Raw genomic sequence first — 12,237 nt, 5'->3', positions numbered from 1 at the left:
AAGTGTGATCCCGCTGCCGCGCCCGCGACTATTGGCCGGCGCCATGCTGATTGGCGCCGCCCTCGGGCTGCTGGCGGGGGTGGGATTCGCCGTCCCGGCCCACGGGGACGTCCGCCCGGCCGTCGCCCTGGCGTTGGTGGTGGGCATCCCCAGCGTGGTCGGGCTGGTGACCGTCCTCTTCTCCGGACGTCGATGGGTGACGATGCTGGGCGCGTTCGTCCTGTCGGTGGGGCCGGGCTGGTTCGGCGTGCTCGTCGCCCTTCAGGTGACGGCCGGTGGCTGACGAGGACACCCCGTCGAGCCCGGGGACCCAGTCATGGGTGCCGGACTTCTCCGATTCCGAGGAGGACACCGGGACGCAGTCGTGGGTGCCGGATTTCTCCGACGACGACGACACCGGCGAGCACCCGGCCGCCGCGAAGGACGAACCGGCCGAGCCGGCCGTCGCGGCGGACGATGACGAGGCCGAATCCGCCGTCGTGCCCGTGCAGCCGGTCACCGTCCCCGGGCGCTACCTCTACCTCAAGTGGTGGAAGCTGCTGTTGGTCATCCTCGGCGTCTGGTTCGTGGCGGCCGTCGTCGGGCTCGGCCTGTTCTATTGGTGGTACCACGCCGCCGACAAGACGCCGGCGTTGTTCGCGGTCCTGGTGTATGTGGTGGCGTGCGCCGTCGGCGGCGTGCTGCTCGCCATGGTGGAGGGCCGGCCGCTGGTCTCGGCGCTGTCGCTGGCGGTGATGTCGGGGCCGTTCGCCGCCCTGGCCGCCGCGGCGCCCATGGCTGGTTACTACCACTGCGCGCGCGTCGGCCACTGCCTGCTGGGCGTCGTTCCGTATTAACGCCCGGCCCGGGTGGCCATTAGGGTAGGGGCCGTGACCCATTTTGACGTCGTCGTCCTCGGGGCCGGTCCCGGTGGATATGTCGCAGCCATTCGCGCCGCACAGCTCGGCCTGAACACCGCAGTCGTCGAGCCGAAGTACTGGGGCGGCGTGTGCCTCAACGTCGGCTGCATCCCGTCCAAGGCGCTGCTGCGCAACGCCGAGCTGGTGCACATCTTCACCAAGGAGGCCAAGACGTTCGGCATGAACGGCGAGGCGACCTTCGATTACGGCACCGCCTTCGACCGCAGCCGCAAGGTGGCCGAGGGCCGGGTTGCGGGCGTGCACTTCCTGATGAAGAAGAACAAGATCACCGAGATCCACGGCTACGGCCGGTTCACCGACGCCAACACGCTCTCGGTCGAGCTCAACGACGGCGGCACCGAGAACGTCACGTTCGACAACGCCATCATCGCCACCGGCAGCAGCACCCGGCTGGTGCCGGGGACCTCGTTGTCGGAGAACGTGGTCACCTACGAGGAGCAGATCCTGTCCCGGGAGCTGCCCGAGTCGATCGTGATCGCCGGGGCCGGCGCGATCGGCATGGAGTTCGGCTACGTGCTGAAGAACTACGGCGTCGACGTGACCATCGTGGAGTTCCTGCCGCGGGCGCTGCCCAACGAGGACGCCGACGTGTCCAAGGAGATCGAGAAGCAGTTCAAGAAGCTGGGCATCAAGATCCTCACCGGAACCAAGGTCGAGTCGATCGACGACAACGGCTCCGAGGTGACCGTCGCCGTCAGCAAGGACGGCGAGAAGCAGGAACTCAAGGCCGCGAAGGTGTTGCAGGCCATCGGGTTTGCGCCCAACATCGAGGGCTTCGGGCTGGAGAAGACCGGGGTCGCGCTGACCGACCGCAAGGCCATCGGGATCAACGACTACATGATGACCAGCGTTCCGCACATCTACGCCATCGGCGACGTCACCGGCAAGCTGATGTTGGCCCACGTGGCCGAGGCGATGGGCGTGGTGGCGGCCGAAACCATCGCCGGCGCAGAGACTTTGGCGCTGGGCGACTACCGGATGCTGCCGCGGGCGACGTTCTGCCAGCCCCAGGTCGCCAGCTTCGGGCTGACCGAGCAGCAGGCCCGCGACGAGGGCTACGACGTCGTGGTGGCCAAGTTCCCGTTCACCGCCAACGGCAAGGCGCACGGCCTCGGCGACCCCAGCGGCTTCGTCAAGCTGATCGCCGACGCGAAACACCTCGAGCTGCTGGGCGGGCACCTGATCGGCCACGACGTGTCCGAGCTGCTGCCCGAGCTGACGCTGGCGCAGAAGTGGGACCTGACCGCTACCGAGCTGGCGCGCAACGTGCACACGCACCCGACGATGTCGGAGGCGCTGCAGGAGTGCTTCCACGGCCTGACCGGCCACATGATCAACTTCTGACGGACCCATGCGCAGCGACGTCGTTCTGGGGGCCGTGGGCGGCCTCGCCGCGGGCTATGTCCTGTGGCTGCTTGCCTTTTCGATCGCCGACGACAACGCGGCGGTGGGGCAGTGGGCGCCGACGGTGTTACTGGCCTCGCTCGCCCTGGCGGTCTGCGCGACGATGTGGGCGTCGTTGCTGCGGCGGCGCCGACAGTACGCGTGGTCGGGCTTCGGGTTCGGGCTGCCGGTGCCGCCGCTACTGCTGACGCTGGCCGTGTTCGCCAACGTCTACCTCTGACGGGTAGGGCCTAGCGGGGGTTGTCCAGCGGGATTGCCAGGGCCGACATGGTCGCGGCCAGGCCGTCGTATTGGCTTGCCAGCAAGCAGAATTCGATCAGCTGACGCCGGTCCAGGTGCTGGGCCAGCTGCTGCCAGGTGGCGTCGGTGATGGTGCGGTCCTTGACGAACTCGTCCGTCGCGGTCAGCAGCGCCTGCTGGCGCACGGTCAGCCGCGCCTCGACCGGCTCCAGCCGCTCGGGCCAGGCGAAGATCGCGGCCTGCAGGTCCGCGTCGAGCCCCTGCCTGGCGGCCATCCGGCGATGGTGCTGCAGCTCGTATTCGCACGAGCGCAGGTGCGCGACCCGCAGGATCACCAGCTCGGTGTCGATCGCCGGCAGCCGGCCGCGCAGCACGCGGCCGCTGTAGATGCTCCACACCAGGAACAGGAACTTGTTCTGGCCCAGCGTGGTGAACAGGTGCATCTCGGGCGCGCGGACCTTGCGGGCGGCCGACTTCGCGAGAATCCAGTTGATCAGCCCGAGTTCGCGCAACCGCCCCGACGGGATGCGGCCGTTTTCAGGCGCGGTCACGGTTGCTGCACCAGGTACGGGGAGACCGTGCTGCGGTGCTCGTCCAGGTCCAGGGCGCGCCCCAGCGCCGGGAACGCCCGCTGCGGGCAGTTGTCGCGCTCGCAGACGCGGCAGCCCGCGCCGATCGGTGTGGCGATATCACCCGACAAGTCGAGTCCTTCCGAGTAGACGAGCCGGTGCGCGTGGCGAAGCTCGCAGCCCAGCCCGATCGCGAAGGTTTTACCCGGCTGACCATACCGGGCGGCGCGGCGCTCCACGGTGCGGGCCACCCACATGTAGTTGCGGCCGTCGGGCATCTGGGCGATCTGCACCAGGATCTTGCCCGGGTTGGCGAACGTCTCGTACACGTTCCACAGCGGGCAGGTGCCGCCGCTGGACGAGAAGTGAAAACCGGTGGCGGACTGGCGTTTTGACATGTTGCCGGCCCGATCCACCCGGACGAACGAAAACGGCACGCCGCGCATCGACGGCCGCTGCAGCGTCGAAAGCCGGTGCGCGATGGTCTCGTAACTCACCGAGTAGAAGGAGGACAGCCGCTCGACGTCGTAACGGAAATTCTCCGCGACGTCATGGAATTGGCGGTAGGGCAGCACCGCGGCCGCGGCGAAGTAGTTGGCCAGCCCCAGCCGGGCCAAGGTGTGCGACTCGTCGCTGGTGAACTTGCCCTCCGCTACGAGGGCGTCGATCAGGTCGCCGTATTCGAGGTAGGCCAACTCGGCGGCCATCTTGAAAACCTGCTGCCCCAGCGAGAGGTGGTTGCTGATCTCCAGCGTCTTGGTGGCGGGGTCGAACCGGTGCAGCACGGTGTCGCCGAGATCGATGCGGCGGTTGATGTGCACCCCGTGCACCTCGGTCAGCCGGCGGTTCAGCTCGCGAGCCAGGTCGCCGTGGTGCATGCGCATCTGGATGGTCAGGTCTTCGGCGGCGGTGTCCAGCTCGTGCAGATAGTTCTGGCGTTGGTAGAAGTAGTCGCGGACCTCCTCGTGCGGCATGGTGATCGACCCGCTGCCGCTGCCGTCGGAGAACCGCTCCTCGGTGGCGGCCGCCAGCTGCGCGGTGGTGATCCGGTAGCGCCGGTGCAGGTTGACCACCGCCCGGGCCAGCCCGGGGTGCGCGGCGACCATCTCGGCCACCTCGGCGGGCTCGACGTCGATGTCCAGGTCGCGGTCCAGGGTGACCTCGCGCAGCTCGGCGACCAGCCGGGTGTCGTCCTGGGAGGCGAAGAACGTCGCATCCACGCCGAACACCTCGGTGATGCGCAGCAACACCGCCACCGTCAGGGGGCGAACGTCGTGCTCGATCTGGTTCAGGTAGCTCGGCGAGATATCCAGCATCTGCGCCAGGCCGGCCTGAGAGAACCCGCGCTCGTTGCGCAGCTGGCGGACGCGGGAGCCGACGAAGGTCTTGGACACTTCGCCCAGGGTACCGGGGTTGCTAAGCGGACGTTGGCAGAGTTCGCATGGGCGGCGTCCGCGTCGCAATTGGTTTTTGACCCAGGTGGTTGGCATGATTCGCTGCGGAGGCCCCAGGACTGGCCTGGGGTGCCCACGAGGAGGAAACGGGGAGCGAAGCCGTGAGCCTGGACAAAGAACTGATGCCGGTTCCCGACGGGCACCCCGACGTGTTCGACCGCGAATGGCCGCTGCGGGTCGCCGACATCGACCGCACCGGCCGGTTGCGGCTGGACGCGGCGTGCCGGCACATCCAGGACATCGGGCAGGATCAGCTGCGCGAGATGGGCTTCGAGGAAACACACCCGCTCTGGATCGTCCGCCGCACGATGCTCGACCTGATCCGCCCGATCGAATTCCAGGACATGCTGCGCTGCCGCCGGTGGTGTTCGGGCACCTCGAACCGCTGGTGTGAGATGCGGGTTCGCGTCGACGGGCGCAAGGGCGGCCTGATCGAGTCCGAGGCCTTCTGGATCAACATCAACCGCGAGACCCAGATGCCGTCGCGCATCTCCGACGACTTCCTCGCCGGCCTGCACAAGACCACGTCGATCGACCGGCTGCGCTGGAAGGGCTACCTGAAGCCGGGCAGCCGGGACGACGCCTCGGAGATCCACGAGTTTCCGGTCCGGGTCACCGACATCGACCTGTTCGACCACATGAACAACTCGGTGTATTGGAGCGTGATCGAGGACTACCTGGCCTCGCACCTGGAGCTGATGCAGCTTCCCCTGCGGATCACCATCGAGCACGAGGCGCCGGTGGCCCTCGGCGACAAGCTGGAGATCATTTCGCACGTGCACCCGCCCGGTTCGACCGATCAGTTCGGTCCCAACCTGGCCGATCGCACTGTTACAACGCTCACATACGCGGTCGGCGACGAGGCCAAAGCGGTCGCCGCGATCTTCACCCGATAGGGCAACCTTCACCCCCGTCAATTTCCATTCTGACCTGCGGATATGGGGTTACTGACCGGTAGATTCTGAAACGGTTAAGTTTCCGTTCAACTTCGCAAAATTCGCAAAATGGGGAGCAGTCGTTGCCGAAATTGGCAAATGAAACGGCTGGACCTGCGTCAACAGCTGTGCCATCGTCGAGTTAGCACACCAGCGAAGTTGAGCCTCTAGCTGCCGCCGGTGACGCGTTCACCTAACCAGTAGTGAAGATCGTTGAAGGAGCATGCCCAATGTCTGCCGTTGGCACCCCCAAGAGCGCCGAAGAGATCAAGAAGGACTGGGACACCAACCCGCGCTGGAAGGGTGTCACCCGCACCTACAGCGCCGAGGACGTCGTCGCCCTGCAGGGCACAGTGGTCGAGGAGAACACCCTGGCCCGCCGCGGCGCCGAGGTCCTCTGGAGCCAGTTGCACGACCTCGAGTTCGTCAACGCGCTCGGCGCGCTGACCGGCAACATGGCCGTCCAGCAGGTCCGCGCCGGCCTTAAGGCCATCTACCTGTCGGGTTGGCAGGTCGCCGGTGACGCCAACCTGTCCGGTCACACCTACCCCGACCAGAGCCTGTACCCGGCCAACTCGGTGCCGCAGGTCGTGCGCCGGATCAACAACGCGCTGTTGCGCGCCGACCAGATCGCCAAGGTCGAGGGTGACACCTCGGTGGAGAACTGGCTGGCGCCGATCGTCGCCGACGGCGAGGCGGGCTTCGGTGGCGCGCTCAACGTCTACGAGCTGCAGAAGGCGATGATCGCCGCGGGGGTCGCGGGCTCGCACTGGGAGGACCAGCTCGCCTCGGAGAAGAAGTGTGGTCACCTCGGTGGCAAGGTGCTGATCCCGACCCAGCAGCACATCCGCACGTTGACCTCGGCCCGCCTGGCGGCCGACGTGGCCGACGTGCCGACCGTCGTGATCGCCCGGACCGACGCCGAGGCGGCCACGCTGATCACCTCGGACGTCGACGAGCGCGACCAGCCGTTCATCACCGGTGAGCGGACCAAGGAAGGCTTCTACCGGGTGCGCAACGGCCTCGAGCCCTGCATCGCCCGGGCCAAGGCCTACGCGCCGTACTCGGACCTGATCTGGATGGAGACCGGCACCCCGGACCTGGAGCTGGCGGCGAAGTTCGCCGAGGGCGTCAAGGCCGAGTTCCCCGACCAGCTGCTGGCCTACAACTGCTCGCCGTCGTTCAACTGGAAGAAGCACCTCGACGACGCGACCATCGCCAAGTTCCAAAAGGAGCTGGGCGCAATGGGATTCAAGTTCCAGTTCATCACGCTGGCCGGCTTCCACGCGCTGAACTACTCGATGTTCGATCTGGCCTACGGCTACGCCCGCAACCAGATGACCGCGTACGTCGAGCTGCAGGAGCGCGAGTTCGACGCCGAGGAGCGCGGTTACACCGCGACCAAGCACCAGCGCGAGGTCGGTGCGGGATACTTCGACCGCATCGCCACCACCGTCGACCCCACTTCGTCGACGACCGCGCTGACCGGCTCCACCGAAGAGGGTCAGTTTCACTGATCGTCTGCGGAGCCGAGCAGTCGCGAAATCGCACCGCTGCGATCCAGATCGTGCGAATCAGCGCCTGCTGACCGTGAAGTAGCATTGGCCCCGCCCAGCGAACCTGGGCGGGGCCTATTGCGGTGCAAGACGATACGACACCGAAAGAGATGACAGTGAGCGACGCAGCGATTCAGCGGGTAGGGGTGGTCGGGGCCGGCCAGATGGGGTCCGGCATCGCCGAGGTCTCGGTCCGCGCCGGTGTCGACGTGACGGTGTTCGAGACCACCGAGGCCCTGATCACCGCCGGACGCAACCGCATCGTGAAATCGCTGGAGCGCGGCGTCAGCGCGGGCAAGGTGACCGAGCGGGAGCGCGACCGCGCGCTGAGCAAGCTCACCTTCACCACCGATCTGAAGGACCTCGCCGACCGCCAGCTGGTGATCGAGGCCATCGTCGAGGACGAGGCCGTCAAGGCGGAGATCTTCGCCGAACTCGACCGCGCCATCACCGATCCCGACGCGGTGCTGGCGTCCAACACCTCCAGCATTCCGATCATGAAGATCGCAGCGGCCACCAAGAACCCGCAGCGCGTGCTCGGGCTGCACTTCTTCAACCCGGTGCCGGTGCTGCCGCTGGTCGAGTTGGTCTGCACGTTGGTCACCGACGAGGCCGCCGCGGCGCGCACCGAGGAGTTCGCGAGCGCGGTGCTGGGCAAGCAGGTGGTGCGCTGTTCGGATCGGTCCGGCTTCGTGGTGAACGCGCTGCTGGTGCCCTACCTGCTGTCGGCCATCCGCATGGTGGAGGCAGGTTTCGCCACCATCGAAGACGTCGACAAGGCGGTCGTCGCCGGGCTATCGCACCCGATGGGCCCGCTGCGGCTGTCCGACCTGGTGGGGCTGGACACCCTGAAACTGATCGCGGACAAGATGTTCGAAGAATTCAAGGAGCCGCAGTACGGCCCGCCGCCGCTGTTGCTGCGCATGGTGGAGGCGGGCCGGCTGGGCAAGAAGACCGGCCAGGGCTTCTACACGTACTGACGGCGGGCGCCGCGAAAGCGCTTGCCGCGCCTACTTTTCCAGCGTGAACTGGTCGACGTCGGTGTAGCCCTGGCGGAACAGCTTGGCGCAGCCGGTCAGGTACTTCATGTACCGGTCGTAGACCTCTTGCGACTGGATGGCGATCGCCTCCTCGCGGTTCGCCCGCAGGGCGGTGGCCCACATCTGAAGCGTCCGCGCGTAGTGCAGCTGCAGCGAGTGCACCCGGGTCAGCTCGAAGCCGGCCGTCACCGCGTACTCCCCGACGGTCTGCGGCGTGGGCAGCCAGCCCCCCGGGAAGATCTCGGTGAGGATGAACTGCGAGAAGTGCACGATCTCGTGGGTCAGCGTCATGCCGCGCGCCCGGGCCTCCTTGAACGAGGGCCGAACGATGGTGTGCAGCAACATCACTCCGTCGGACGGCAGCACCTGGTAGGCCATCTTGAAGAAGCGGCCGTAGCGCTGGCGGCCGAAGTGCTCGAACGCCCCGATCGACACGATGCGGTCGACGGGCTCGTGGAATTTCTCCCAACCCTCCAGCAGCACCCGCCGCGTGCGCGGGGTGTCCATCTCGTCGAACGACTTCTGCACGTGCTCGGCCTGGTTCTCCGACAGCGTCAGGCCCACGACGTTCACGTCGTACTTCTCGATGGCCCGCCGCATGGTCGCGCCCCAGCCGCAGCCGATGTCCAGCAGCGTCATCCCGGGCTCGAGCTTCAGCTTGCCCAGCGCCAGGTCGATCTTGGCGAGCTGCGCCTCTTCCAGCGTCATGTCGTCCCGCTCGAAGTAGGCGCAGCTGTAGGTCTGGGTGGGGTCCAGGAACAGCCGGAAAAAGTCGTCGGACAAGTCGTAGTGGGCTTGCACGTTTCCAAAATGCGGCGTGAGCTGCACAGACATGTCGAGAAGAGCCTTTCGTTATGCGGAGGCGGGGATGACCGGTCTGCACGACGCAGCCCTGCGTCACCCCCGGTGCATCCCTGCATGCTAGTCGTCGCGGCGATGCGAGTCGTCTTCGCTAGCGGCTCATAGCGTCACACGACATGGCCCGAATGCACAAAAGAGCGACCCCGGCGCCGCACCGTGGGCCGGCTACGTCGGGGACGAATCCTCGTGTCCCCGCGGCGGCACGATCGGCGACGGGTGGGGCTCCTCGCGGAATTTCTCCAGCGACCCACCGACCTCGACGATCCCCTTCAGCGCGTTCCAGCTCAGCATCGTCAGGTAGTCGATCAGCTCGTCGCGGCTCATGCGCGGGTAGGACATCCAGGAGTGGGTGGCCAGCTGGACGCCGCCGACGATCAGGTAAGCCCACGGCTCCGCGCCGCCGGTGTCCATCCCCGCCTGTTGCATCCGGCGGCGCATCAGCACCGCGAGCATGCGGGCGATGATCCGCTCGGAGTCGGCGATCACCTTGCTCTTGCTGCCCGAACTGTTGGCCATCACGAAGCGGTACGGCTCGGGTTCGTTCGCGACGGTTTCCACGTACACCCGGATGACCTCGCGGGTCAGGTCGAAGCCGTCGAGGTTGGAGGTCAGCGCCGAGGCCATGTTGGGGATCAGGGTGGTCTGCGTGAACCGCATCATCACGGCGGTGGTCAGGTCGTTCTTGTCGACGAAGTAGCGGTACAGCACCGTCTTCGAGACGCCGATCTCCGCGGCGATGTCGTCCATGCTGATGGTGCCGCCGAGGCGCCGGATCGCGTCGATCGTGCCGTCTACCAACTCGTTGCGGCGCTCCACCTTGTGCTGGTGCCAGCGTCGCTTGCGGCCATCCGTCTTGGCCGCCACAGCCAACATTCGCTCTGCCACTGTCGCCGATATCCCATTCACTAGACGCACTCGATACTACGGCGTGCGGGCCTGTTTCGAACTCTGACGGCGCGCCGCTGCGGGCCCGGGAGCAGTGTCGTCGCATCAATCGGCCGCTTCGATAGATGATGGTGGGGTGGTACACAGAGCCTCGTCGCGAGGCGAAGCGCCGGCCCCTCGATCGACGGGGCCGGACGCACTGATTTCGTCGACCGCTGCGGGGCGCCCGCACGCGTCGTTAGCCGAGTCCTTCGCCGGTGCCGACCCGCAGGCCGACGCCGAGCGCCGGGTGGCGCTGCGCCGGATGAAGGCCGTGGCCCTGAGCTTCCTGATCGGCGCCACCGGCCTGTTCCTCGCCTGCCGATGGGCCCAGGCCCACGCCAACCTGGGCGCCTGGGTCGGTTACGTGGGCGCCGCCTCGGAGGCCGGGATGGTCGGCGCGCTGGCCGACTGGTTCGCGGTGACGGCGCTGTTCCGCCATCCGCTGGGCATCCCCATCCCGCACACCGCGATCATCAAGCGCAAGAAGGATCAGCTCGGGGAGGGGCTGGGAACCTTCGTGCGGGAGAACTTCCTGTCACCGCCGGTGGTGGAGACCAAGCTGCGGGACGCGCAGGTGCCCGGACGGCTCGGCAAGTGGCTGTCGGAGCCCGCGCACGCGCAGCGGGTGGCCAGCGAGACGGCCACCGTGCTGCGGGTGCTGGTGGAGCTGCTGCGCGACGACGACGTCCAGCAGGTGATCGACCGGATGATCGTGCGCCGCATCGCCGAACCGCAGTGGGGGCCGCCGGTCGGACGGGTGCTGGCGACCCTGCTGGCCGAGAACCGCCAGGAGGCGCTGATCCAATTGCTGGCCGACCGCGCCTTCCAGTGGTCCCTGAACGCCGGCGAGGTGATCCAGCGGGTGGTCGAGCGGGATTCGCCGACCTGGTCGCCGCGCTTCATCGACCACCTGGTCGGCGACCGCATCCACCGCGAGCTGATGGACTTCACCGACAAGGTGCGCCGCAATCCCGATCACGAGCTGCGCCGGTCGGCGACCCGGTTCCTATTCGAATTCGCCGACGACCTGCAACACGACGCGGACACCATCGCGCGCGCCGACGCGATCAAAGAACAGCTGATGGCGCGCGACGAGATCGCCAACGCGGCGGCGACGGCGTGGAAGACGCTGAAGCGGCTGGTGCTCGAGGGCGTGGACGACCCGTCCAGCACGCTGCGCACCCGCATCGCCGACACGGTGGTCCGCATCGGGGAGTCGCTGCGCGACGACGCCGACCTGCGCGACAAGGTGGACAACTGGATCGTCCGGGCGGCCCAGCACCTGGTTTCTCAGTATGGGGTGGAGATCACAGCGATCATCACCGACACCATCGAGCGCTGGGACGCCGAGGAGGCCAGCCGGCGCATCGAGCTCCACGTGGGCCGTGACCTGCAGTTCATCCGGATCAACGGCACGGTCGTCGGCTCGCTCGCCGGCCTGGTGATCTACGCCGTCGCGCAGCTGCTTTTCTAGTAGTGCTAACAAGTGCTTGCAATAGCAAGCACTTGTAGTAGTCTGAGGGCCGTCAGATCGACCGTCCGACCAGGAGCACGCCATGGCGCCCGAGGAGAAGCTCTCCGCCAAGGTGTCCAACGCCGCCTCCGACATGGCCTCGGACATCGGTAGCTTCATCCGGACCCAGCGCGAACAAGCGCAGGTTTCGGTGCGCCAGCTCGCCGAGAAGTCCGGGGTGAGCAATCCGTATCTGAGCCAGGTGGAGCGGGGACTGCGCAAACCGTCCGCCGACGTGCTCAACCAAATCGCCAAGGCCTTGCGGGTTTCCGCCGAGGTGCTCTACGTGCGGGCCGGGATCCTCGAGCCCAGCGACAAGAGCCAGGTGCGCGACGCCATCATCACCGACACCGCGATCACCGAGCGCCAGAAGCAGATCCTGCTCGACATCTACACGTCGTTCACCCAACAGAACGAATCCACCGAACCGAGCAACGAGGAGTGTGCCCCCGAATCCAACGGCGAGTGAAGCTTCCCCGTTCTGGCCGGCACGCATAGACCCACAGACAAGCAGGGAACCGTCGCCCTTCGTCTCCCAATAACAACCACCCAAGAACGCCGTAACGAAAGGAATCATCATGGCGGACAACACCAACATCGAAGATCTGCGGGCCCCGCTGCTCGCGGCCCTCGGCGCGGCCGACCTGGCCCTGGCGACGGTCAACGAGCTGATCGCGAACCTGCGCGATCGCGCCGAGGAGACGCGCGCCGACACCCGCACCCGGGTCGAGGAGAGCCGCGCTCGCCTGACCAAGCTGCAGGAGGACCTGCCCGAGCAGATCGGCGAGCTGCTCGGGCAGGTCCTCCTGCAGCTTGGT

General features: G+C 67.0%; 13 protein-coding genes and 1 pseudogene. 10 read left to right on the top strand and 4 right to left on the bottom strand.

What is annotated here, in order from left to right:
• Positions 1 to 4: 4 nt before the first annotated feature.
• The 4 genes from WU80_RS06680 to WU80_RS06665 are packed head-to-tail and all read left to right on the top strand — an operon-like array spanning position 5 to position 2,544.
• Positions 5 to 283, top strand: coding sequence for a putative holin (locus tag WU80_RS06680; protein ID WP_055405739.1), 279 nt, complete (start codon positions 5 to 7; stop codon positions 281 to 283).
• Complete coding sequence (locus tag WU80_RS06675) at positions 276 to 836, top strand: hypothetical protein (protein WP_055400690.1); 561 nt, start codon at positions 276 to 278, stop codon at positions 834 to 836. Before WU80_RS06680 ends, WU80_RS06675 begins: the two co-directional genes overlap by 8 nt.
• 33 nt (positions 837 to 869) lie before the next feature.
• Positions 870 to 2,264 carry a dihydrolipoyl dehydrogenase gene (gene lpdA, locus WU80_RS06670; RefSeq protein ID WP_055400692.1) on the top strand — a complete coding sequence of 465 codons (1,395 nt, stop codon included), beginning with the start codon at positions 870 to 872 and terminating at the stop codon, positions 2,262 to 2,264.
• A 7-nt stretch (positions 2,265 to 2,271) separates the two neighbouring features.
• Positions 2,272 to 2,544, top strand: coding sequence for a hypothetical protein (locus tag WU80_RS06665; RefSeq protein ID WP_055400694.1), 273 nt, complete (start codon positions 2,272 to 2,274; stop codon positions 2,542 to 2,544).
• Between the two features lie 10 nt (positions 2,545 to 2,554).
• Here the strand turns inward: WU80_RS06665 and WU80_RS06660 are convergent, their stop codons facing one another.
• Both WU80_RS06660 and ramB read right to left on the bottom strand, forming a co-directional pair.
• The gene (locus WU80_RS06660; protein WP_055400696.1) at positions 2,555 to 3,115 is read right to left on the bottom strand and encodes a carboxymuconolactone decarboxylase family protein; all 561 of its coding nucleotides are present in this window, start codon (positions 3,113 to 3,115) and stop codon (positions 2,555 to 2,557) included.
• Complete coding sequence (gene ramB / locus WU80_RS06655) at positions 3,112 to 4,527, bottom strand: acetate metabolism transcriptional regulator RamB (protein WP_055400699.1); 1,416 nt, start codon at positions 4,525 to 4,527, stop codon at positions 3,112 to 3,114. The genes WU80_RS06660 and ramB overlap by 4 nt, the downstream gene beginning before the upstream one ends.
• A 161-nt stretch (positions 4,528 to 4,688) precedes the next feature.
• Here ramB and WU80_RS06650 point away from each other — a divergent pair, with 161 nt between their 5' ends.
• The 3 genes from WU80_RS06650 (at position 4,689) to WU80_RS06640 (ending at position 8,058) form a co-directional block, all read left to right on the top strand.
• On the top strand, positions 4,689 to 5,483 hold the full coding sequence (locus WU80_RS06650) for an acyl-[acyl-carrier-protein] thioesterase (protein WP_055400701.1): 795 nt from the start codon (positions 4,689 to 4,691) through the stop codon (positions 5,481 to 5,483).
• A gap of 269 nt (positions 5,484 to 5,752) precedes the next feature.
• Positions 5,753 to 7,039 (top strand): isocitrate lyase, encoded by a 1,287-nt coding sequence (gene aceA, locus WU80_RS06645; protein WP_055400703.1) that lies wholly within the window; start codon positions 5,753 to 5,755, stop codon positions 7,037 to 7,039.
• Between the two features lie 155 nt (positions 7,040 to 7,194).
• The gene (locus WU80_RS06640; RefSeq protein ID WP_156349449.1) at positions 7,195 to 8,058 is read left to right on the top strand and encodes a 3-hydroxybutyryl-CoA dehydrogenase; all 864 of its coding nucleotides are present in this window, start codon (positions 7,195 to 7,197) and stop codon (positions 8,056 to 8,058) included.
• A 30-nt stretch (positions 8,059 to 8,088) separates the two neighbouring features.
• Here the strand turns inward: WU80_RS06640 and pcaA are convergent, their stop codons facing one another.
• Together pcaA and WU80_RS06630 are read right to left on the bottom strand one after the other, a co-directional pair.
• A complete protein-coding gene (gene pcaA, locus WU80_RS06635; protein ID WP_055400707.1) occupies positions 8,089 to 8,952 on the bottom strand; it encodes a cyclopropane mycolic acid synthase PcaA in 864 nt (287 codons plus the stop codon).
• Positions 8,953 to 9,144: 192 nt separating this feature from the next.
• A complete protein-coding gene (locus WU80_RS06630; RefSeq protein ID WP_055400709.1) occupies positions 9,145 to 9,864 on the bottom strand; it encodes a TetR/AcrR family transcriptional regulator in 720 nt (239 codons plus the stop codon).
• 136 nt (positions 9,865 to 10,000) lie between these two features.
• On the opposite strand from WU80_RS06630, the gene WU80_RS06625 reads away from it, so the two are divergent.
• The 3 genes and pseudogenes from WU80_RS06625 to WU80_RS06615 all read left to right on the top strand — a co-directional run.
• Positions 10,001 to 11,380: a DUF445 domain-containing protein gene (locus WU80_RS06625; protein ID WP_156349450.1), complete on the top strand. Its 1,380-nt coding sequence runs from the start codon at positions 10,001 to 10,003 to the stop codon at positions 11,378 to 11,380.
• A gap of 82 nt (positions 11,381 to 11,462) precedes the next feature.
• Positions 11,463 to 11,888 (top strand): helix-turn-helix domain-containing protein, encoded by a 426-nt coding sequence (locus tag WU80_RS06620; RefSeq protein ID WP_055400711.1) that lies wholly within the window; start codon positions 11,463 to 11,465, stop codon positions 11,886 to 11,888.
• A 109-nt stretch (positions 11,889 to 11,997) separates the two neighbouring features.
• Positions 11,998 to 12,237 (top strand): annotated as a pseudogene (locus tag WU80_RS06615) (hypothetical protein); the annotation flags it as partial.

It is taken from the genome of Mycobacterium sp. UM_11 (assembly GCF_001414075.1).
Lineage (GTDB): Bacteria > Actinomycetota > Actinomycetes > Mycobacteriales > Mycobacteriaceae > Mycobacterium.
This window is presented reverse-complemented; position numbering and strand designations above follow the sequence as displayed.

Excerpts from the sequence above, each read along its gene's own strand:
- pcaA (WP_055400707.1), bottom strand. The coding sequence starts at position 8,952 with ATGTCTGTGCAGCTCACGCCGCATTTTGGAAACGTGCAAGCCCACTAC.
- WU80_RS06665 (WP_055400694.1), top strand. The coding sequence starts at position 2,272 with ATGCGCAGCGACGTCGTTCTGGGGGCCGTGGGCGGCCTCGCCGCGGGC.
- aceA (WP_055400703.1), top strand. The coding sequence starts at position 5,753 with ATGTCTGCCGTTGGCACCCCCAAGAGCGCCGAAGAGATCAAGAAGGAC.
- WU80_RS06620 (WP_055400711.1), top strand. The coding sequence starts at position 11,463 with ATGGCGCCCGAGGAGAAGCTCTCCGCCAAGGTGTCCAACGCCGCCTCC.